General features: G+C 41.8%; 20 protein-coding genes and 4 tRNA genes. 1 reads left to right on the top strand and 23 read right to left on the bottom strand.

Features of this window, described 5'->3' with window-relative positions; genetic code table 11:
• Positions 1–156 precede the first annotated feature (156 nt).
• From IHV10_RS18185 to IHV10_RS18125, 13 genes are all read right to left on the bottom strand, one after another.
• A complete protein-coding gene (locus IHV10_RS18185; protein WP_197132790.1) occupies positions 157–1365 on the bottom strand; it encodes a S1C family serine protease in 1209 nt (402 codons plus the stop codon).
• A gap of 156 nt (positions 1366–1521) precedes the next feature.
• Positions 1522–2319, bottom strand: a complete 798-nt coding sequence (locus tag IHV10_RS18180) for an MBL fold metallo-hydrolase (protein ID WP_197132778.1) — start codon at positions 2317–2319, stop codon at positions 1522–1524.
• A gap of 16 nt (positions 2320–2335) precedes the next feature.
• Positions 2336–3175 carry a two-component system regulatory protein YycI gene (locus IHV10_RS18175; protein WP_197132775.1) on the bottom strand — a complete coding sequence of 280 codons (840 nt, stop codon included), beginning with the start codon at positions 3173–3175 and terminating at the stop codon, positions 2336–2338.
• Positions 3176–4579 (bottom strand): YycH family regulatory protein, encoded by a 1404-nt coding sequence (locus IHV10_RS18170; RefSeq protein ID WP_197132772.1) that lies wholly within the window; start codon positions 4577–4579, stop codon positions 3176–3178.
• Entirely contained in the window at positions 4576–6405 is a 1830-nt protein-coding gene (gene walK / locus IHV10_RS18165; RefSeq protein WP_197132769.1) for a cell wall metabolism sensor histidine kinase WalK, read from the bottom strand. Before walK ends, IHV10_RS18170 begins: the two co-directional genes overlap by 4 nt.
• A 5-nt stretch (positions 6406–6410) precedes the next feature.
• Entirely contained in the window at positions 6411–7115 is a 705-nt protein-coding gene (gene yycF, locus IHV10_RS18160; protein ID WP_066244253.1) for a response regulator YycF, read from the bottom strand.
• 430 nt (positions 7116–7545) lie between these two features.
• The gene (locus IHV10_RS18155; protein ID WP_197132766.1) at positions 7546–9006 is read right to left on the bottom strand and encodes a peptidoglycan DD-metalloendopeptidase family protein; all 1461 of its coding nucleotides are present in this window, start codon (positions 9004–9006) and stop codon (positions 7546–7548) included.
• 202 nt (positions 9007–9208) lie between these two features.
• Complete coding sequence (locus IHV10_RS18150; RefSeq protein ID WP_197132763.1) at positions 9209–9796, bottom strand: glycerol-3-phosphate acyltransferase; 588 nt, start codon at positions 9794–9796, stop codon at positions 9209–9211.
• Positions 9797–10249: 453 nt separating this feature from the next.
• Positions 10250–10325: transfer RNA gene (locus IHV10_RS18145), tRNA-Phe, on the bottom strand.
• 7 nt (positions 10326–10332) lie between these two features.
• Positions 10333–10408, bottom strand: a tRNA-Asp gene (locus tag IHV10_RS18140).
• A 39-nt stretch (positions 10409–10447) separates the two neighbouring features.
• Positions 10448–10522 (bottom strand) — tRNA-Glu (locus IHV10_RS18135).
• A gap of 16 nt (positions 10523–10538) precedes the next feature.
• Positions 10539–10614: transfer RNA gene (locus IHV10_RS18130), tRNA-Lys, on the bottom strand.
• Between the two features lie 186 nt (positions 10615–10800).
• A complete protein-coding gene (locus IHV10_RS18125) occupies positions 10801–12087 on the bottom strand; it encodes an adenylosuccinate synthase (RefSeq protein WP_197132760.1) in 1287 nt (428 codons plus the stop codon).
• Between the two features lie 218 nt (positions 12088–12305).
• On the opposite strand from IHV10_RS18125, the gene IHV10_RS18120 reads away from it, so the two are divergent.
• Positions 12306–12710, top strand: a complete 405-nt coding sequence (locus IHV10_RS18120; RefSeq protein ID WP_197132757.1) for a UPF0158 family protein — start codon at positions 12306–12308, stop codon at positions 12708–12710.
• A gap of 16 nt (positions 12711–12726) precedes the next feature.
• On the opposite strand, the gene dnaB is transcribed toward IHV10_RS18120, so the two are convergent.
• From dnaB to IHV10_RS18070, 10 genes are all read right to left on the bottom strand, one after another.
• Positions 12727–14091 carry a replicative DNA helicase gene (dnaB, locus tag IHV10_RS18115; RefSeq protein WP_144696584.1) on the bottom strand — a complete coding sequence of 455 codons (1365 nt, stop codon included), beginning with the start codon at positions 14089–14091 and terminating at the stop codon, positions 12727–12729.
• 257 nt (positions 14092–14348) lie between these two features.
• The gene (rplI, locus tag IHV10_RS18110; RefSeq protein ID WP_197132754.1) at positions 14349–14792 is read right to left on the bottom strand and encodes a 50S ribosomal protein L9; all 444 of its coding nucleotides are present in this window, start codon (positions 14790–14792) and stop codon (positions 14349–14351) included.
• Positions 14789–16762, bottom strand: a complete 1974-nt coding sequence (locus tag IHV10_RS18105) for a DHH family phosphoesterase (RefSeq protein WP_197132751.1) — start codon at positions 16760–16762, stop codon at positions 14789–14791. Before IHV10_RS18105 ends, rplI begins: the two co-directional genes overlap by 4 nt.
• A gap of 11 nt (positions 16763–16773) precedes the next feature.
• Entirely contained in the window at positions 16774–17718 is a 945-nt protein-coding gene (locus tag IHV10_RS18100) for a YybS family protein (protein WP_197132749.1), read from the bottom strand.
• 458 nt (positions 17719–18176) lie between these two features.
• Positions 18177–18410, bottom strand: coding sequence for a 30S ribosomal protein S18 (rpsR, locus tag IHV10_RS18095; protein WP_066399523.1), 234 nt, complete (start codon positions 18408–18410; stop codon positions 18177–18179).
• Positions 18411–18467: 57 nt separating this feature from the next.
• Entirely contained in the window at positions 18468–19013 is a 546-nt protein-coding gene (gene ssb, locus IHV10_RS18090; RefSeq protein ID WP_066399530.1) for a single-stranded DNA-binding protein, read from the bottom strand.
• Positions 19014–19034: 21 nt separating this feature from the next.
• Entirely contained in the window at positions 19035–19325 is a 291-nt protein-coding gene (gene rpsF, locus IHV10_RS18085) for a 30S ribosomal protein S6 (RefSeq protein WP_066399533.1), read from the bottom strand.
• A 380-nt stretch (positions 19326–19705) separates the two neighbouring features.
• Positions 19706–20803, bottom strand: a complete 1098-nt coding sequence (gene ychF / locus IHV10_RS18080; protein WP_137791310.1) for a redox-regulated ATPase YchF — start codon at positions 20801–20803, stop codon at positions 19706–19708.
• Positions 20804–21000: 197 nt separating this feature from the next.
• Entirely contained in the window at positions 21001–21198 is a 198-nt protein-coding gene (locus IHV10_RS18075) for a DUF951 domain-containing protein (RefSeq protein ID WP_066244210.1), read from the bottom strand.
• A 14-nt stretch (positions 21199–21212) separates the two neighbouring features.
• The gene (locus IHV10_RS18070; protein ID WP_231618389.1) at positions 21213–22097 is read right to left on the bottom strand and encodes a mechanosensitive ion channel family protein; all 885 of its coding nucleotides are present in this window, start codon (positions 22095–22097) and stop codon (positions 21213–21215) included.
• Positions 22098–22121: the final 24 nt, after the last annotated feature.

Raw genomic sequence — 22121 nt, 5'->3', positions numbered from 1 at the left:
ACAGGTGAGACACTTATACGTGAAACGTACGAATGTGGCTCACCGCCTGCCCCGCGGAAAGCGAGCAACCTGAAACGGAAATCAACTCACTCTCAAAGTCACCAGAGCCACACCAAAAAGAAAAAACAGGAGACCCTAAAGCCCCCTGTTTCCCTTTTATTGAGATTGATTACCACCGCTCAATTCAACTTTCACGGTCTTCTTCTTCCCATCACGATAGAACGTCACATCCACCTCATCACCAATCTTCGCTTTTGTATAAAGGAACTTACGAAGAGCGATTGGGTCTTTGATCTTCTCTCCACCCATCTCGACAATAACGTCCATTTCCTTAATACCTGCACGCGCTGCTGGTGAGGCTGACGTGATCTCCATAACAACAACACCTTCTTGCACGCTGTCTGGAATCTTCAGTGTTTGCTCACGTTGATACGTGTTCACTTGAGAAAGCGGAATGATGTTAACGCCTAAGAACGGTCTGCGTGTCTCACCATATTTCTCAAGGTCTTCGATGATCGGTTTTGCTACATCAGATGGAATAGCGAATCCGATTCCTTCTACTTCGTTCTGCGCGATTTTAGAAGAGTTGATCCCTATCACCTGACCGGAGATATTAATTAAAGCACCTCCGCTGTTACCAGGGTTGATCGCTGCATCCGTTTGAATAACTTCAGCTTGCCAATCTGGGTTTCCGTCTTGATCCAGATCAACTGGAATCGAACGGTCTGCACTAGAAACAATACCTTGTGTAACAGATCCAGGGAAGTTTCCGAGTGGGTTACCGATTGCGATTGCCGGTTCACCACGTTTTAAGTCACCTGACACTCCAAACTCTGCTACACTATCGACCTTGCTGCCATCAATCTCAACTACAGCTAAGTCCATGAGAGGATCTGTTCCGCGTAAAGTACCTTTAAGCTTCGTGCCGTTGCTTAGCGTGATCTCAATCTGGTTAGCGTCCGCCACAACGTGGTCATTTGTTACCACATACGCTTTGTTGCCTTCTTTTTTATAAATAACCCCTGATCCTGTACCTGCAGGCTGCTGGCTCCAAAAATCAGTCTGCTGAATGTTGATGACTTCCACAACCGCTCCGGATGCTTTATCAACGGCATCTGTTACATTCGTTGTTAAATCGACATCCACTTTTCGCTGTTCCACATTTTCGTCAGTACCCAGACCATTTTGTTCTTCGTTCGGAGGATACAGATTATCTGGTAAAAGACCAGCTCCTCCTAGTGCAGGTACTGTAAATAAGACAAGCAATCCGCCTAGAATGGCTCCTAGCAACGCTGGTAGAAACTTTCCTCCGCGGTTTCCTTTTTGTCGAGATGGTGATTCATAATCATCATCGTAATAGCCCATATGCTCCTCACCGTTCCTTTCAACAATAAAATGGATGAATTCATAACCTAGTATAAGCAATTAGTCCTGAAATTATGGACATTTTGGGTTATTTTTCATAATTTCCCACACTTATTGTTATTTCCGGAAACGGCTTACTTTAAACAAGTAAGTATTTTAGACTAAAGCCAATTTTGTTGGCTGACTCGCATCTGTATCGTGAAGGATCACTTGTTCACCCGCTGAAATATCATACGTTTTTAACGTCTGCTCCACGGCTAAACGAGCAATATCCTTCATATTGTTATCTTTACTCAAGTGAGCAAGGTAGATATGTTTTGTACCGTCACCGATTACATCAGCGAGAGCATGTCCACAATCTTCGTTCGAAATATGACCATGGTCCCCTAGAATACGGCGTTTAATGTTCCACGGATACCGCCCCATCATGAGCATATTGATATCATGGTTAGATTCGATCACGAGCGAGTGGCTGTCACGGATGATTCCTTTCATACGATCACTCACATAGCCTGTATCTGTCATAAGTGCTAGCTTTCGGCCGTTGTGATGAAACACGTAAAACATCGGTTCCGCCGCATCATGTGACACGCCAAAGGATTCAACTTCTAAATCGTTGAACGTTTTCACACTTTCCATCTCAAACTCAAACTTTTGCTCGGTCGCCACTTCACCAATCAAACCGTTCATGGCATTCCACGTATTTTTGTTCGCATAGATCGGCAGCTTAAATTTCCGAGCCAGCACACCGAGTCCCTTTATGTGATCGCTATGTTCATGCGTGACGAGGATTCCATCAATGTCAGCCACCTCACCGCATGCTGCTTTTTCAAATAATATTTGAATCTGTTTGGCACTTAAGCCCGCATCCACGAGCAAGCGTGTTTGTTCGGTTTCAACGTAAACAGCGTTTCCCGAACTGCCGCTTGCAAGAACGCTAAATTTTAAACTCATAACCGCATGTTCCTCTCTACTCTGCCTTTTCCGTCAAAACTTGAATGGAACTGTCAGTCGCATTAACTAAATACTGGCCGTCCTTGGTTTCTATGAACCATGTAGGTGTATAAACCTGAACTTCCCCTTCACCTACAAGGCTATAGTGGCCAAGCTCCACTTTTTGTATATGATCACCTTTTTGAAGGTTTGTTTCTAATAGTTTCTCAAGTGCTTTGCTAGGTGAGATGATTTGTTGGAAAGCTCCTTGTCTCGTAATAAAGAGATAAGTTTGCGTAAAACTAGTAAGGTTTCCTTTATCATCAAGCGTGAACTTGATCATTCCGTTCGGCACATCGTAATCTTTTGCATCCGCAACAATACCAAAATTAGTAGGGTTATAGAAGACCTTTTTCTCTTGGTAGACCTGCGTAAACCAGACGATGTTGCTCTCTTTATCCCATTCGTAAAAAGCATATTCTTTACCGCGTGAGATGTTTTCTTCTGCAAATTGATTAAGCTCTGAAATCAGATCTTTCGTATCCTTTTTCGGAAGATCCATCGGTTTACTAAAATCGTAGTGAAGGGTGATGTCTGTGCTCGCTTCCTTATCCAATGAAACGTTCTTTGAAGGAGATTTCTTTTCTTCCTCAGAAAACTTGTAACGCTGAGCACTGATCAAGGTTTGTTTTTCTTTATATTTTGGCAGCTTCTCAGAAAGTGAAATTTCGTTATTCGCCAAACGCTCTTCTAGAGGCTGATCAGTGAGTCTCGAGATGTTGTTAATGTCGTTCTTTTGATAGAGCTGATACCCCAAAAATAGATTTAAGATAAGAAAGGTAAGGATAAAAATGCTTTTTGTTCTTTGCCAATTCAATTAATATCCTTCCTTTCCCGTCTCTGTAAATAATGGCTGCCATCCTTTAGCATCATAGTTAATAAACCATTGCGGCTCTAGCTTATATACGTGAGGTTCTTTTTGCTTTTTCATCGTAAATCCAATACGAACATCTTGAACATAGTTCTTGTTGTAATCTTTTTCTTCGAGCTCTTTCTTAACTTCTAATCCTGACTGAATGTTGACTTTCTGTGAGAGATAAGACTTTTGGTCGAGTTGTAACTGAACGAGTGAGCGCTGATATTCCTTAAGCTCATTTTCATACCAAACTAGGCTCATCTGCATCTCCGGATCCAACACAGGCAAATTCTCAACAAATAGCCAGAAGTTTGCTGAGTACGTTGATAGAGCGGAAAGGATATACGGGTTTCCCCACCCTGCGTGCGTATTGATATAGTCTAAGGATTGATAGAGTGGTGAAATGTTTGGTGTTGTATTTGGATTCCGATTTCCCGCAAAGTTTGTAAACGCGAAACGATTTTGCACCTCATTTACAACCATTGCAGCTGTTCCATCAGCATACGTGATCTGATTTTTATCAGAAGCACTTTTTACGGCTAACGGATCTTTGAACAGCGCTTTTTTATACATTTCATACGTATCCTCACCTGTTGCTTTTGAAAGGTACGTATAGCGAGTTAAGGCTAGCGAGTCTTTAGGAAAATAAAATCTTCTAAGGATCTCTGCTTGTCCTTCTTTCCCGTCATCCTCAATATCATGCTGGATATAAGGAATTAAGTTCCCCGTATCGACCCACTTATCCATATCTCTTATTAATGGATTTAGCTGGTTATTTGTTGCCCTAATCTTTTGCATCTTTTTATTTTGATAAGAAACAAGATAGCCTTCAATACTATCAGTCATTTTATCTTGGTATAAGAAGATTCGATCAACATTTTGTGGTTTAGTAGCTTGTATCTCGGATTCAAACGAGAAGATCTCTTTGTAAATATCCTGACTCATACCTACTGGAAAAATAATCTCCACGTACTTGTTGTCTCGTAGGAATTTTTCATCTGGATCGAAAGCTCGATTATTTTTTGAACCTGTATCAAACGTAAATTTCGTTTCGTTCAAGCCCATATGAAACTCTTTCAATAAGTTGTTCGCTTCAAGTCCGTATAACTCGTCTCCACTGTGATAGATCACTTGTGTAGGATAGACGAGTTGTTTCACGCCGGCTTCAATATCAACTTCTTGCTTCTTAACGATACGAGCTCCTTCAAGTGATGGATAGCTTGGCTTGAATGTCCACAAGCTCCATGTAAGAACAAGGCTCATACCGATTAAGACAGTGAGCGCGATAGACTTAATATGTTCGTAATTCTTCTTGAAAAAGGTGATCACTTCTTTTGCATGTGTAATCCACTTTAACCAGTTCATTGCAGCCCCTCCTTAACCTTTTTTAAAGGAAGAGTAAAGTGGATGGTCGTTCCTTGGCCCCATTCACTTTCTGCCCAAATGTCTCCGCCATGCGCAAGTACGATCTCTTTTGCAATCGCAAGACCTAGGCCTGTGCCTCCGATATCTCGAGAACGAGCACGGTCCACCCTAAAGAAACGATCAAAGATCTTAGAAACGTTGTTCTTCGGAATTCCGACGCCTTGATCTGAGATACTTACCTTCACTTTGCGTCCGATAACAGCCGCTGTAAAGGTAATCGTTCCACCTTCAGGAGAATACTTCATCGCGTTCGAGATGATGTTATCAAGCACTTGTGTCATCTTATCGGTATCCAGCTGAACGTTGATCTTATGTGTTGGCAATGAGCGAGATAATTCAATGTTTTCTTTTTCAAGCATCTCAAAGCGATCGATTATGCCGTTTAAGAACTCGACCAAATCAATCTCAAAAAAGTTAAATCGATAATCTTTGCTGTCCATCTTGGATAATTGAAGGAGATCCGTTACGAGCCTTATCATTCGTTCTGTCTCATTCTGAGTAACCTCTAAGAAACGCGGAGCGATGTTCTCGTCCTGCCACGCCCCTTCAGCCAGTGCCTCTAGATAACTTCTCATCGTCGTCAGTGGTGTTCTAAGCTCATGTGAAACGTTGAATACAAACTCTCTTCGTTCGTTATCGATCTGTTCTTGCTCAGTAACATCATGAAGAACACAAATAAGACCATTGATTGGCCCGTCATCTTTTTGTATCGTTGAGAAGTTTGCTCGCACCACATAGTGCATATCGTCTGTACTAAAATCGAGCAACATGGATTCGTATTCGTTATAAAGCTCTTCCCACGTGTATTCCGTATTTAAGCGCAATAGCTCCATAAGAGGCGTGCCTAGCGCGTTCTGCCTGGAGATGTTCAGCATCTCTTCAGAACGGTCGTTCATGAGGATAATCGCTCCTTCACGATCTGTCGCAATCACACCATCTGTCATATACGTAAGAACGGAACGCAGCTTTCTACGCTCGCTCTCTGTAATAGCCGTTGCTTCTTGCAGCTTTGTTGTTAAGTTGTTAAAGGTCATAGCGAGCTGACCGATCTCATCATCTCCGTACAGCTGAACTTTACGAGAAAAGTCCCCTCTCGCCATAACAAGAGCTTGCTTTCTCATATCTGCCATAGGCCGTGTGATCGTACGCGCCAAAAAGACACCTAGTAGCCCTGTAATAATAAGAGCGATTACGGTTCCGGTCACTAGAATGCTATTGATACGAGAGATTTGTTTAAATATGCCTTCAATAGAAGCGACTAAATAGATAGCCCCAATATTCTCACCGGTAGCATCAATTTTGATCGGTTTAGCGAGCACCATGACCCGCTCGCCTTCATGAAGCATGATCTCATCATCGACCGTTCCTTCAAGAGCAAGCTTGATCTTCGGGTTGAAGCTGATCTGCCCCACTAACTGCCGTTTATTGCTCGCAAGTACCATGCCATCTTCATTAAGTACTTGAATCTCTTTCTCTTCAAATTCCTCGTCAATTAACGCTTGAATATCATCTTCAAGCGTTATCGGATCTTCACCATCGTCAGTCTTTTTATCTTTGTACCGATCTTTGTCTTTCATCTTTTGCTCAACGTTAAACTCTAATAAATTCACTCTATCGTAAAGTGATTTAGAGAAGCTCTGCCGAAGATCAGATTCTAAGTTGTTGATAAAATAAACGCTGATCACTTGCATGGCTATTAAAATGAGCAATACATAAATCAATACAAACTTAACGTGTATTGATTTAAAAAAATTGACTTTATCCATCATGACTACTCCTGATCAGGATTTCTTAAGTAATACCCCACTCCGCGTCTTGTAATGATCCATAATGGGTGACTTGGGTTATCTTCAACTTTTTCGCGCAGACGACGAACCGTTACATCGACCGTTCTTACATCACCAAAGTAGTCGTATCCCCATACGGTTTGGAGTAAGTGTTCACGCGTCATCACTTGTCCGATATGTTTTGCTAAATAATGCAGCAGTTCAAATTCACGATGTGTTAACTCGATGGTTTCGCCACGTTTGGTCACGATATAAGCATCAGGATGAATCGTGAGAGAACCGATCGTGATCTCATTGTTCTCGTCTACTTCACGCTCTGATTCCTGCTGATGACGGCGCAGGTTAGCCTTAACACGTGCAATTAATTCACGCGTGCTGAACGGCTTCGTCACGTAATCATCGGCCCCAAGCTCTAAACCTAATACTTTATCAATTTCAGAGTCTTTTGCTGTAAGCATGATGATCGGCATATCGTACTTTTTACGGATCTCACGGCATACTTCCATACCGTCTTTTAGTGGAAGCATGATATCTAGTAAAATCATATCCGGCTTCTCTTTTTCTACCTTTTCTAACGCATTAATGCCATCATATGCGCAACTTACAGTAAAACCTTCTTTTTCAAGATTAAACTGCAGAATATCTGCAATGGGTTTTTCATCATCCACAACGAGAATTTTCTTATCCATGAGAACGCTCCTTCTTTCGGAAACTCTATTTTATATATAGCAGAATATTTTGTAGTATCGATTATATGGTATCTCTACTATTTTATCACAGTTGAAACTTTCTCCATACTACTAGCAAAACCTTCTAATTTTTGACAAAGAAAAGTTGGGTTCACATAAGATCACCGTCGAAAGTTCGCTGTGTGGAATACATCCTGAAAGTAATTCAATTCGTTTTGAGCATGAAAAACCTCCCAGGATGCTATAGATCCTAAGAGGTTTGTTTGTTATTTATCTTCATTGCAAGGTTGGTTGTAGTGTAGGATGCGAGACTCCTAGGGGATCAGCGGGACAGGTGAGACTCTTAACAGCGCAGAGCGCTAAGAGGCTCACCGCACGCCCCCTGGAAAGCGAGCATCTGAAACGGAAATCAACCTACTTTCACATTTTTTTAATTTTCACTTACAAAATCAGCTGGATCTTTAAGCACACCATTCTCGTACACTTCAAAATGCAAATGCACTCCAGTCGATCGCCCAGTTGAACCCATCAGACCAATCTTTGATCCTTTCTGCACAACATCACCTGATGAAACAGAAATAGAATCAAGATGCGCATAAATGGTTCTCATGCCATTGTTGTGATCAATAATGATCTTGTTTCCATAATCTCCATCCCACCTAGCAGAAACAACTTTACCGTTGTCTGCAGCTAAGATTGAACGTTCTGAAGGTCGAGCAATATCCATTCCTTTATGCTCTTTACCCCAGCGCGTGCCTTTATGGCTAGAAATATATCCACCTACAGCCGGCCATGAAAGAGTTCCTGTCCCTTTAGAAGGAATCACTTTCGTACCAATCTTTTGAATTTCTGTAACCGGAGTCTTCACTTGCTTTTTCTCTAAAATTTCTTTTTGTAGCACTTTGTTATCGGCTTTTCTTGTTGTATACGTAATATCTTCTAAGCCAACTTGTCCTTTTTGAACGGTTTTAACCTGTCCTTTTTCCAACGTACTATCTTCTTGCTTCTCAACCTGGAAAGGAAGTTCATTCTGAACACGTGTTGCTTCGTACACAAGGACCTCGGTATAAGGCTCTTTTTCAGTAACGGTTACTGCCTGTCCTGTACGAACAACGGGTACTAACATAAGCCTTGGGTTTAACGTGAATAACTGATCCATCGTTAAGTGATATTTTTCTAGGATGGATTGAACCGTTTCTCCTTTTTGAACCACATGCTCTTTTTTGTGCAGACTGCCTTCTTTCAAAGAAGAAATGGCATCATCTACCGTAACGAGCTTACTGATAGATGTTTGCGCTTTTTGAATAAGAACTGGCGCTGAAAAGTCGATATCAACCACTTTACGTTCTCCCGATTTTAAGTCCGGTACTTCAAGCTTTTCGTTCTCAGCTTTCTTTTTTTCGATGTCATCTAGCTCGGCTTTTGAAACATGTTCGAGCTTTAGCTTCAGCAACGTATCTTTTGCTTCTTTTTTGCTAGAAACATACGCAACAGTTTGTCCGCCAACGACTAAACGATAAGCCTCAACTTCAACCGTTAGCTGCTTCTTCAAGTTCTCTCTTACTTCTTCGTTATCAAACTCTGGTCTGAACATTTTTTCAGGCTTAAGCTCGATAGACTCTCTCACTGCAAAAGCAAAGTTATTCTTTCTACCTTTTGCCTGTTGGAGAATTTGGTCGACTGTCTCGTCGACAACACTTTCTTCACGAACCGTTCCAACCTTCTTTCCATCTACATAAACGTGATAAACCGTCTTGATCAACTGGTTATCGTCGCTACTCGCAGATGTGTTCGATGGATTCATCGTGAATGCTGACACTATTAAAATCACTGCAACGAACGGCAGTGCGATATATTTAATAAATCTTTCAGTGGTTTTTCGACTGTTCACTTTTTCTATTTCCCCCTAAAGATTCTTTCTATAATCTCTAAAATATGCCTAAAGACCTACTACTCTTTATGCCTTTAGCACCTCTAGTATCCTATCATAAGGAATTTCGCTTTGTCAGAATTTCAGGGATTTTGTAATGCAACTGTAAATAAACGACATAAAAAAGAGTATAAATTCACCGATTTATACCCTTATTTAACACCTATTCCGTTAATTTGATGCGCTCTTTTATATCTTCTTTTTGAACATACACAACAAGGAAGCTGATTGGAATCAGGAGTAACGTCTCTAGCCACTGCTTTTCAAACAGCCAGTAGAAGAAAGGAGTGAGCGCAAAAGCAAAAAGTCCCGCTACAGTTAGACTTCTTTTAATTCCATAAAAGAGCAGAAATGCAGCTGCTACAAGAACAGCAGATATGGGGTGAAAAATAATCATCCCTCCGATAAAAGAAGCGACTCCCTTCCCGCCATGAAAACGAAGAAAGATGGGATAGAGATGTCCGAGAATCACCGCTAGAAAACCAAGAAGCTGTATATATGGGGGAAATTGAAATTGTATGCCTGCCCAAACGACCGCAGCCGCTTTTAAGATGTCGCCAGCTAACGTGAGTACGAATCCTGATGGCCCTAATACTCTTCCAGCATTCCGTGCTCCTATATTTCCGCTGCCTAACAATCGTAAATCAACGCCTTTTATAAGCTTTGCTACAAGAAACCCTGTCATGATGCAACCAACAAGGTAACTCGCGATCAAATACAGCGCCCATTCAAATTCCATCTGTATGATCACTACCTTCCTCATCCCAATTGATACACTATATTCGAACGATTGAGTACTTATCCCTCTTTATCAGCATTAAAAGTATATGGTTGGTGTGAAAATGTTATGAATCTTAGTGTGGATAAGCTGATTTGTGCTGTGCATGTCTCTTTGCATGCTTTTTTTGAGGTGTATCGGTGTTGTTTCTGCTGCCGGAAGGGGTCAGTGTTGATACCCCACGGGGTACTTGAGCTGTTAATTAAGTCTAATCTTGATGCAATTAAGTCGAAATAAAAAAAATTAAGTCTAATTCGATGGCAATTAAGTCTTAGAGACAAAATAAAGGCCATTCGATCATTCTCGACAAAGACGTCCTTGCTACATACCCTCCACTAACGGCGACCGACCGTACGCAAAAAAATAAAAAAAGCATGCTCCCTTTTCAAGGAACATGCAACATGTTTTAGGATTTTTAAAGTAAAATGGTGGCTCGAGACGGAATCGAACCGCCGACACGAGGATTTTCAGTCCTCTGCTCTACCATCTGAGCTATCGAGCCATAAAAGTGGCGGACCCGACCGGGGTCGAACCGGCGATCTCCTGCGTGACAGGCAGGCATGTTAACCACTACACCACGAGTCCACTTTTAAATGCTTTTATTTACTTTACTTAAAGAAAAAATGGTGACCCGTACGGGATTCGAACCCGTGTTACCGCCGTGAAAGGGCGGTGTCTTAACCGCTTGACCAACGGGCCACTTTTTTAAAAAAAGTGGTGAGCCATGAAGGATTCGAACCTTCGACCCTCTGATTAAAAGTCAGATGCTCTACCAACTGAGCTAATGGCTCGTGCTTTGTTTTAAAACGTTTGTCGTTTTTTCACGACAAGTGTTACTTTATCACGATATTGAAGCTTTGGCAATATGTTTTCTGTATATTTTTCAAAAAAACTTTGGAATCCTTAAAAATACTCACGAAAGCATTTCTATTTCATCAAAAATAAAGCCCCTCGTTTCACCAAGGGGCCACAAATTTTTAAGCGAATACGCCTCGTACCATGTTTGTTTGGTTACGGTCTGGTCCAACTGAGAAGATAGAAAGTGGAATACCAGTTACTTGCGAGATACGCTCTACATAATGACGCGCGTTCTCTGGAAGCTCTCCAAGATCTTTCACACCTGTAATATCTTCTGTCCAGCCTGGCATTTCTTCGAATACAGGCTCACATTGAGCAAGCTCTTTAAGGCTCGCTGGGAATTCATACGTTAGTTCACCTTTGTATTTGTACGCTACACAGATTTTCAACGTTTCAATACCTGTTAGAACGTCGATTGAGTTCAAAGAAAGATCCGTGATCCCTGAAACACGGCGAGCATGACGAACAACTACTGCGTCAAACCAACCTACACGACGCGGACGTCCTGTCGTTGTACCGTACTCACGGCCAACTTCACGAATTTGGTTACCGATCTCATCATGAAGCTCAGTTGGGAACGGACCATCTCCAACACGTGTTGTATACGCTTTTGAAACACCTACAACATGGTTGATCTTAGAAGGACCAACACCAGAACCGATTGTTACTCCCCCTGCGATAGGGTTTGAAGACGTAACGAATGGATATGTTCCTTGGTCGATATCAAGCATAACACCTTGTGCGCCTTCAAATAGAACACGACGGCCATCATCCAATGCATCGTTAAGAACAACTGATGTGTCGACTACATATTTTTTAATTTGTTGACCGTATTCATAATACTCATCTAAGATCTGCTCTTTCGTAAAGCCTTCTGATTCATAGATGCGTTCGAATAAACGATTCTTTTCCGCTAAGTTGCGCTCTAACTTCTCTTCAAATTCTTCACGATCTAAAAGGTCAGCGATACGGATTCCGATACGAGCTGCTTTATCCATGTATGCAGGACCGATTCCTTTTTTCGTTGTGCCGATCTTGTTAGCACCCTTGCTCTCTTCCTCTAAGATATCTTGACGAAGGTGATAAGGAAGAATGACGTGCGCACGGTTAGAAATACGAAGGTTGTCCGTACTTACTCCGTGGCCGTGTAGATAAGCAAGCTCTTCAAGAACTGCTTTCGGATCGACAACCATTCCGTTTCCGATCACGCAGATTTTATCTTTATAAAAGATTCCAGATGGAATAAGGTGAAGCTTATACTTCTTACCTTCAAATACGATTGTATGACCAGCGTTGTTACCGCCTTGGTATCTAGCTACTACTTCTGCTTTTTCTGAGAGATAATCGGTAATCTTACCTTTTCCTTCATCTCCCCATTGTGTTCCTACTACTACTACTGATGACATGGTTGCACCTCCATGAAATTAACGATTGACGAATTTATCATCTAATCTTGAAAACCAAGCTTAGTTTAGCAATATATCTGATAGAAGTCAATCAAAAACACGAACATTAAAAGATAAATTAATATTTTCGTTCGTAATAATTTTACATTTCTATAGCCAAAAGATCGAAAACCTTATCGTATCCTTTAGTATTCACCTTTTTTAGGAGGTACGATTACTTGCTTATCGAAAAATTAATGGTGGCTTATATGGATACAAAAGCAAACCACATCTATTATTTAGACAAAAATGAACAAACGATACTGCTTGATGCGATCGAAACCGGTGGCCTTCCCAACCTAGAATTTCTAGATACCGAAGAACCAGACCGATTTATTGAGATTCCAAAGGTGATGAACGTTGAATCCTTCAGCTGGATGGTTGAATTTGAGAGCTTTCATCAAGACAGCGAACTGCTTCACGCTTTAAATGAGGATGAGCCTTTCAAACGTTTTACCGATAAAGTGATTGAGCTCGGTTTACATGAAAAATGGCAGACGTTTCAAAAAGATAAAGTGAAAAACAGAATAGAAATGTGGTTAATAGAAAATAAAGTAATAGAAATGCAAAAGCAGCCGGAATAAATTCCAGCTGCTTTTTTTATGCGCCCGGCGGTATGGCACTCTCATCATGCCGCCTATCCAGGTTAACGAACTTATTATATTCTTTTACGAAAGCGAGCTCTACCGTTCCTGTTGGACCGTTACGCTGCTTAGCGATGATGATCTCAATGATGTTCTTCGCTTCTGATTCTTTATCGTAATAATCGTCACGATATAGAAAGGCAACGATATCGGCATCCTGCTCGATGGAACCTGATTCACGGATATCGGACATCATCGGCCGCTTGTCCTGACGGGATTCAACACCACGAGATAGCTGAGAAAGGGCGATAACCGGAACTTCCAGCTCACGAGCAAGTGCTTTTAGTGAACGAGAGATCTCAGAAACCTCCTGTTGGCGGTTTTCGCCTGATTTCCCGCTACCCATAATAAGCTGCAAGTAATCGATCAAAATCATACCCAGACCCTTCTCCTGCTTCAGGCGACGGCATTTAGCACGAATATCATTAATACGAATACCCGGCGTATCATCGATGTAGATACCAGCTGCTGACAGGCTTCCCATAGCCATCGTAAGCTTTTGCCAGTCTTCGGGTAACAAAGACCCTGTACGAAGTCGCTGTGCATCTAGATTACCCTCTGCACAAAGCATACGCATGACAAGCTGTTCAGCACCCATCTCTAGGCTGAATATAGCCACATTCTCCTCTGTCTTTGTTGCAACGTTCTGCGCGATGTTCAGAGCAAACGCGGTTTTACCTACGGATGGACGAGCGGCAACGATGATTAGATCGTTTCGCTGAAAGCCAGCCGTCATTCGGTCCAAGTCATTAAACCCGGTCGGTATTCCCGTAATATCACCTTTACGGTTATGAAGAGCTTCAATGTTATCGTAAGCGTGAACCAAGACATCCTTAATCGCTGTAAAAGCACTCGTGTTCTTCCGGTTCGCTACTTCTAAGATCGACTTTTCCGCTTCGTTTAAGATCGCTTCTACTTCTTCTTCACGCGCATAGCTGTTCGCTGTAATATCAGTCGCTGTACGAATTAACCGGCGAAGAAGAGATTTCTCTTCAACGATCTTGCTGTAATACTCAATGTTCGCAGCCGTCGGAGAACTATCCGCTAACTCCGTTAAGAAGGACAAGCCGCCGACTTCATCCAGCTGGTTCTTATCCTGAAGCTCTGACGTAACGGTGATAAGATCGACCGGCTCGCCTTTTGCGTTAAGATCGAGCATCACGCGATAGATTCTTTGATGAGTAGCACGGTAAAAATCTTCCGGAAGCAGAATCTCAGATGCCGTAATAAGAGCTTCGGGCTCTAAAAAGATCGCACCAAGAACAGCCTGCTCCGCTTCAATATTCTGCGGCGGTATACGGTCAGCAAATAAATCACTCATAGTAGTTCCTCCTTTCCTTAATCCTTTTCGATATTTAACAGTTTTGCTATATTAAAGTATTGGTTTTTAGCTTTTTCTTCTTTGAAAAGTTGATTGGAGCGCAAGATGCGAGACTCCTGGGGGATCAGCAGGACAGGTGAGACTCTTAACAGCGCTATGCGCTAAGAGGCTCACCGCACGCCCCCCGGAAAGCGAGCATCTGAAACGGAGATCAACGCTTTCTTGGCCCGCAAAAAAACCGGGAAAACCCGGCTCTTTTATTCTTCTGTTACGTGTACTTTTACAGTTGCCGTAACCTGTTGATGCACTTTAATCGAAACATTCGTGTAACCAAGTGCTTTAATCGGCTCAGCAAGCTCAATCTTACGCTTATCAATCTTGATCCCTTGCTCTTTCAAGCCATCAGCGATCTGTTTACTTGTCACAGAACCGAAAACGCGGCCACCTTCACCTGTTTTCGTTTTGATCGTAACGGTCATCTCAGCAAGTTTTGCTTTTAACGCTTCAGCCTCTTCTAATTGAGCTTGTTGTTTCTTCTCTTCACTCTTCTGTTGGCCTTGAAGTGTTGCCATAGCGCCTGATGTAGCTTCTGAAGCTAAGTTCTTCGGAAATAAGAAGTTTCGTGCATAGCCTTCAGAAACGTTCTTAACCTCGCCTTTTTTGCCTTTACCCTTTACATCTTGAAGAAAAATTACTTTCATTCCTCTTCTCCCCCTTCAATATACTCATCAATAATACGTTTTAAATGTATCTCTGCTTCATCAATCGAGCTGTTCTCAATCTGGCAGGCAGCGTTCGTAAGATGTCCTCCGCCTTCCAGTCTCTCCATGATCATCTGCACGTTGATGTCCCCAAGCGAACGAGCACTGATGCTTACTTTGCCGTCAATGCGATTTGCAATAACAAAGGATGCTTGAATGCCGTTCATAGTTAATAGTATATCTGCCGCCTGAGCGATCACGACTTGATTGTACGCATCCTCAGGAGAGCTCTTGGCAATGACGATACCTTTTTTATAAACATCCGAACTCTCAATGAGCTTGGAACGTCTTGTATACGTGTTTAAATCTTCTTTTAAAAACTTTTGAACAAGAATCGTGTCCGCACCATGCGCTCTTAAATAAGATGCAGCATCAAACGTACGAGATCCTGTTCTGAGGGTGAAACTCTTCGTATCAACGATAATACCTGCAAGAAGGGCTGTTGCTTCAAGCATACGCATCTTCAGTCTCTTCGGCTGGTATTCGAGAAGTTCTGTTACGAGTTCTGCTGTAGATGAAGCATACGGCTCCATGTATACAAGCACCGGATCTTTAATAAACTCCTCACCACGGCGATGGTGATCGATGACCACGACATGATCAAGCTTGGATAACAGTTTCTCTTCAATAACCATCGTCGGTTTATGTGTATCAACTACGACTAGAAGCGTGTCTCTCGATGCGAGCTCGAGCGCTTCTTCGGGCGAGATGAAAAACTTCCAAATCGATTCTGTTTCTTTCAGCTCATCCATCAAGCGCTGAACGCCGATATCGATATTGGCTTGGTCAAGTACGATATACCCGTCTTTTCCATTCACTTGCGCGACCTTCAAAATCCCGATTGCAGAACCGATTGAGTCCATATCTGGGTTCTTATGCCCCATGATGATGACCTTGTCACTATCTGCCACCAATTCACTCAGAGCATGTGAGATGACGCGGGCACGTACGCGCGTACGTTTTTCAACAGGATTTGTTTTTCCTCCATAGAAACGTACTTTTCCGTTCGTCTGTTTGATCGCAACCTGGTCGCCTCCGCGTCCAAGAGCAAGATCCAGACTCGATTGAGATAGCTGTCCGAGCTCAGGCAGTGAAGATGTTCCAGCGGCAACCCCGATACTGAGCGTAAGAGAGATATTCTGCTTAGCTGTAGACTCTCTCACCTCATCAAGTACGCTGAATTTATTTTTCTCCAGCTCATAAAGGATTCGTTGGTTGAATACAGCTAAAAATCGCTCAGAAGACGTTCGTTTTAAGAAGATGCCGTGTACGTTCGCCCATTCATTCAACACAGACGTAACTTTTGAGTTGATCGTTGATCGAAACTGGTCATCTAGTCCTTGCGTTACTTCTTCATAGTTATCGAGATAGATAATCGCCATGACCGTTTGTTCTTCATCATACAAACGTTCAAGATCTAACTGCTCGGTCACATCAAAAAAGTAAAGCAGTCTATCTTCTTTTTTGAAGTTCACTTGAAATCTATGTGTATTAATCTTTATAACTTCTTCCTTTGCATCACTCTTGATATGAGGAATCAGTTCTTCTGAAACATGGTTTAGAGAATGGCCGATAAAGGACTCTTCTTCAATAAGGGCTCCCATGTATGGATTCGCCCATTCGATCTTAAAATCCTCATCATACAAAATAATCCCGATCGGCATTTCCATCAACGCTTCTTCTCCCACCTTCTTCAAGCGGTGAGAAAGAGTCGAAATATAATCGCCCAGCTCCTCCTGAAAACTAGCTTCGGCTTTCATGGCATAATAAAACAAACCGCCTAGCAGCACGAAGCCTGCCATTCCAATCATCCAATGAAAATACGTGATGATACTTACCAGAACAACAGAAGTTACAAATAAGGCGATGACGGGATAACCATGCCACCGTTTTAGTAAAAACTTTGGCATACTTTCAGCTCCTACTGTTTTGGTTTCAACCGTTTTTTGATCATAAACCCTAAATCAATTATACCTAAGAATTTAACGACTTCCAGAGGAATCGGCAGGAAAGAGTTCAGCAAAAACAAGAGTATAATCAACAATATGATTCTTTTTCTCTTCCAATTCTTTATCCAGGCATAATAAAAAATAACTGTGAAACCTTGTATTATAAGTACAAACGATAATATCATATACAAATTTATCGTTACAATATATAAAGACGTACCCTTTTCAGGCATACTGAATGTTAAAACAATCGCTATAATATAATACCACAAAAACGATTTTGGCAGGTTCCACTCACGAAACGGTGGGAACGACGGAACATCATAACGCATTCTTTTCATCAGCATTCTTGCGGCGATATGCGTTAAAAAGGCAAGGATAACCGCTCCTCCGATAATATATGTCGGAAGCATCATCGGAATTAACTCCGCTTGCTCTTTAAATTTCTCAATCTGGGTAGGATCTTGTCCACCGGATTTATATAAATCCTCCGCTGTTCCTATCGCACTTTGAAACTGAGTCTCTAATTCTTTTACAAAATTGATGCCCATGAATACTTGAGCTATAGCGAGCGTTCCTAACATGTTCACGATGTTCGACAAACTCGCCCCAAGCAGAACCGCAAATGCTGGTTTTTTTCTTCTATAAAGTTCCCCCATCACAATTCCGGTCAAACCAGCAAATAGGGTAACGATGATACCGTTAAGCCCCGCAAATGCCAGCGACACACCAAATGTGACCGCCCATAGGAGTAATCCCGCTTTAAGATCCTGCCGGTACAGATAAATGATAAACGGGAGCGGCAAAATAAATAACGAGACCAAGCTAAATAACGGTATGTACATACTGATCAAAAAAAGAAGCGTATAAATGCCCGAAACAACGGCACCTTCCACCAATACTTTAGTATTGCGCATGATTCACCTCATATAATTCTTCATATGTTCTAATTGTAGTGACATAACCGCTGTAATTCAACTTAAACGATAATTCTAGCATAGACGTACTTGAAGAGAAGTAAACAAATTATGGAAGGTTTGCTTGAGCAGGGTCAGAAATAGGTGATATTCACCTGTTTTCATGGAAATGATGTGTGAAAATGTTATGAGATGGTGTGGGAAGCTACTACGATGGTTCAATAGAGGCTGACTCGGCCATTTCAAAGCCGTTTTTTCATGAGTATAGATGAGAAATCCAAAAGTTTTGAGCTCCAATCCACATATTTCATGCCTGAATCCTAAAGTTTTAGCGGTTTATCCACGAGTTTTAGGCTTTTATCCGCGAGTCTACAATCCTCGACAAAATCAGACACTCACTACTATCTTTGAACACAAAAAACGCAGCCAGGAAACCCAGCTGCGTTCTTTAAACGATCTTATTCAGATACATATGGTAACAATGCCATGTGACGAGAGCGTTTGATCGCACGAGTCAATTGACGTTGATATTTAGCAGATGTACCAGTTACACGACGAGGAAGAATCTTACCGCGCTCAGAAACGAAACGCTTTAAAAGATCAGTGTCCTTGTAGTCGATGTAAGTGATTTTGTTTACAGTGAAGAAACAAACCTTACGACGCTTTTGGCGTCCACCACGACGTCCAGCCATAGTTGGTCCCCTCCTTTAGTTTTATTTTATATATTCCGATTCATAGTTTACGTTAGTTTAAAATGGCAAATCGTCATCAGAGATGTCGATCGGCGTGCCATCATTTGCAAACGGGTCATCGTTGAAGTTATTACGTTTTGGATTCTGCTGTTGTTGCTGTCCTCCAAAGCCGTTGTCACTTCCATAGCTGCGGTTCTGATTTTGCTGCCCAAATCCGCGGTCATTTGATGGTCCACCAAAGTTGTTGCTGTTGCCTTGATATTGCTGGCCTCCAGCATTAGCGTTTTTAGGTTCAAGGAATTGAACACTTTCTGCCATTACTTCAGTAACATACACTCTTTGACCCTGCTGGTTCTCGTAAGAACGAGTTTGCAAACGTCCATCCACTCCTGCAAGCGATCCCTTTTTCAAGAAGTTCGCTACATTTTCAGCGGGCTTACGCCATACGACACAGTTAATGAAATCTGCTTCGCGCTCACCTTGCTGATTCGAAAAAGGTCGATTGACAGCAAGTGTGAAGTTAGCAACTGCCACACCGTTTGGAGTGTACTTTAATTCTGGGTCTTTTGTTAAACGTCCCACCAGTACTACTCGATTTAGCATTCAGAACCACTCCTTAAAGGATTAATTTCTTTCGTCTACGATTGTCATGAAACGAAGAACATCTTCGTTGATCTTCATAAGACGGTCGAATTCATTAATCGCTTCGTTTGGAGCGTTAACTTCCAATAGCGTGTAATATCCATCGCGGAAGTCATTGATTTCGTAAGCTAAACGCTTTTTACCCATTTCCTTTTCGTTCGCGATCTCCGCACCGTTGTCAGTTAGGATGCTTTTCGCACGCTCTTTCGTTGCCTTAAGAGCTTCCTCTTCGATATTCGGACGGACGATGTACATAATTTCGTACTTTTTCATTCCGTTCACCTCCTTTTGGTCTAAGCGGCCCAAAACATTTATTTCGGGCAAGGAGAAAATCATCATAACAAATTTTGTTGACAATTAACTCACAATAAAGAATTATATCAAAACATCTCGCATAAAACAAGCATCTCTCGAAAAAAGCATAAAAAAGAGGAAAAGCGATAACTTTTCCTTCGTTTTTTCTAAATTGCTTCGGATTCGTTTATTTAAAAACTTCACTGACTAGTTGATTGGAGTGGAAGGTGCGAGACTCCTGCGGGACAGGTGGATAGGTGAGACACTTAAGAGTGAAACGTACGAATGTGGCTCACCATCTGCCCCGCGGAAAGCGAAGCACCTGCAACGGAAATCAACCTCTTCTCAGCAGTCTTTTATTAAACATTAAAACGGAAATGAACAACATCTCCATCTTTCATCTCATATTCCTTACCTTCAAGACGAACTTTACCTTTTTCTTTAGCAGCTGCCATGTTGCCAGCAGCCATCAGATCATCATAAGCTACGATCTCTGCACGGATAAATCCTCTTTCAAAGTCCGTGTGAATGATTCCTGCACATGCAGGAGCCTTCATCCCTTTACGGAAAGTCCATGCGCGTACTTCTTGAACTCCCGCTGTAAAGTAAGTAGCTAGACCAAGAAGAGAATATGAAGCACGGATCAGCTTATCAAGACCTGCTTCTTCAATGCCTAGTTCTCCTAAGAATGCCATCTTTTCGTCGCCATCAAGCTCAGCGATTTCTTCTTCCACTTTTGCACAGATTACGATAACTTCAGCATTTTCACGTGCCGCATATTCTTTAACTGCTTCAACATGCTCGTTCGTGCCTTCTAAAAGCTCATCTTCGCTTACGTTAGCAACGTAAAGGATCGGCTTCATTGTAAGAAGGTGCATCGTGTGAACAATCTTCTTCTCTTCAGGTGTTAGATCAACACTTCGTGCAGGAAGTTCTTGCATAAGAGCTTCTTTGATCTTTGAAAGAACAGCAAACTCAGCTACAGCTTCTTTGTCTTTAGACTTTGCAAGCTTTTCAACACGTGCAACACGCTTGTCGATAGACTCAAGATCTGCAAAGATAAGCTCTAGGTTGATAACTTCAATATCATCGATCGGATTAACTTTTCCGTGAACGTGCGTGATGTTTTCATCATCAAAACAACGAACAACTTGAAGGATCGCATCTGTTTGACGGATGTGAGATAAGAATTTGTTTCCTAACCCTTCTCCTTTACTCGCACCTTTTACGATTCCAGCGATGTCTGTAAACTCAAAAGTTGTAGGTACTACTTTTTTCGGCTGTACCATCTCTGTTAATTTTTGAAGACGGTGGTCAGGTACTTCAACGATTCCAACGTTTGGATCGATCGTACAGAACGGATAGTTAGCAGATTCAGCACCTGCTTGTGTAATAGCATTAAACAATGTAGATTTACCAACGTTCGGTAAACCAACGATTCCAGTTGTAAGAGCCACTGTTCATTCACTCCTCTGTTTTATATAAAGCTTAGAAATCCTAAGACTTTTCATTGTAATAAAAAAATATCCTTCCCAATTATAGGTTTTATCATCTTAAAAAACAAGAAGAACCGGGTCGTGTAACCCGGTTCGAACGTTTAATCATTTTATAAAATTATATCGCGTGTTTTTTGTTTCACGTGAAACAGGAATTGTTACTCGCCTGGAGAGGATAAGACTTTCTTAATTTTCTTAGCGAACTCCGCTCTTGGCAACATCACGCTATGCTGACATCCCATGCATTTAATCCTTATATCCGCACCCATACGAATCACTTTCCAACGATTCGTTCCACATGGATGCTGCTTCTTCATTTCTACTTCATCGTGAAGTTGAAATTCTTTTTGCTGCATACTTCAGCTCTCCCTTATTTATTTTCTTTTGGCACCGGTTCTTTTTGATACGTGACCATTTTAGGATAAGGAATCTCAATTCCTGCTCTTTCAAGCTCGTGTTTTAACGTTTTACGGAGTTCACGTGCGATCTTGAAGTGTGTCATCGGAAGTACCTCTGCTGTAACACGGATTACCACTTCTGATGCACCAAGCATCTGAACACCTAATACTTCTGGTTCTTTAACCATCTCAGGATAGTTTGGCTTAGCGTTCTTCACAACATCCTGAATAATATTTTGCGCTTTATCGATATCCTCTTCATAAGCAATACTCAAGTCAACGACCGCAATACTGTTATGAACAGAAAAATTCGTAACTTCTGTGATAGACGAATTCGGCAGGATATGCAATTCTCCTGTCCAGCTTTTAATTTTTGTCGTCCTTAATCCAATTTCTTCAACGGTTCCTTCAAAGTTTGTGATCCGTACCGTATCTCCAACAGAGAACTGGTTCTCGAAAATGATGAAAAATCCTGTAATGATATCTTTTACAAGACTTTGGGCACCAAAACCGATCGCTAGACCAACCACTCCAGCACCAGCAAGAATCGCTTTAATATCTACACCGAACTCCGTTAATATGGTCAAGATCGCCACAAAATAAATAACATAAGAAGCAACATTATCTAACAGTCTAAATAGGGTGTTCTCTCTTCTCTCACTTAAACGCAGAGGAGATTTCAGCCGGACTTTAAAAACATTAGCGATAGCTGCTTTTACGATGTATTTGAAAATAATAGCGAGTAATATGATTCCTACGATCTTTAAGCTCGTCGTAGCAATGCCTGTCCACCATTCTTTATCGGAAAAAATCGTGACAGCTTTTTCTGCTGTTTCCGGTAAGTTAGCACCTGCCAATGGGTCATCTTCCTCTCTTTGATT

The organism is Fictibacillus sp. 5RED26 (assembly GCF_015903895.1).
Classification (GTDB): Bacteria; Bacillota; Bacilli; order Bacillales; family Fictibacillaceae; genus Fictibacillus; species Fictibacillus phosphorivorans.
This window is presented reverse-complemented; position numbering and strand designations above follow the sequence as displayed.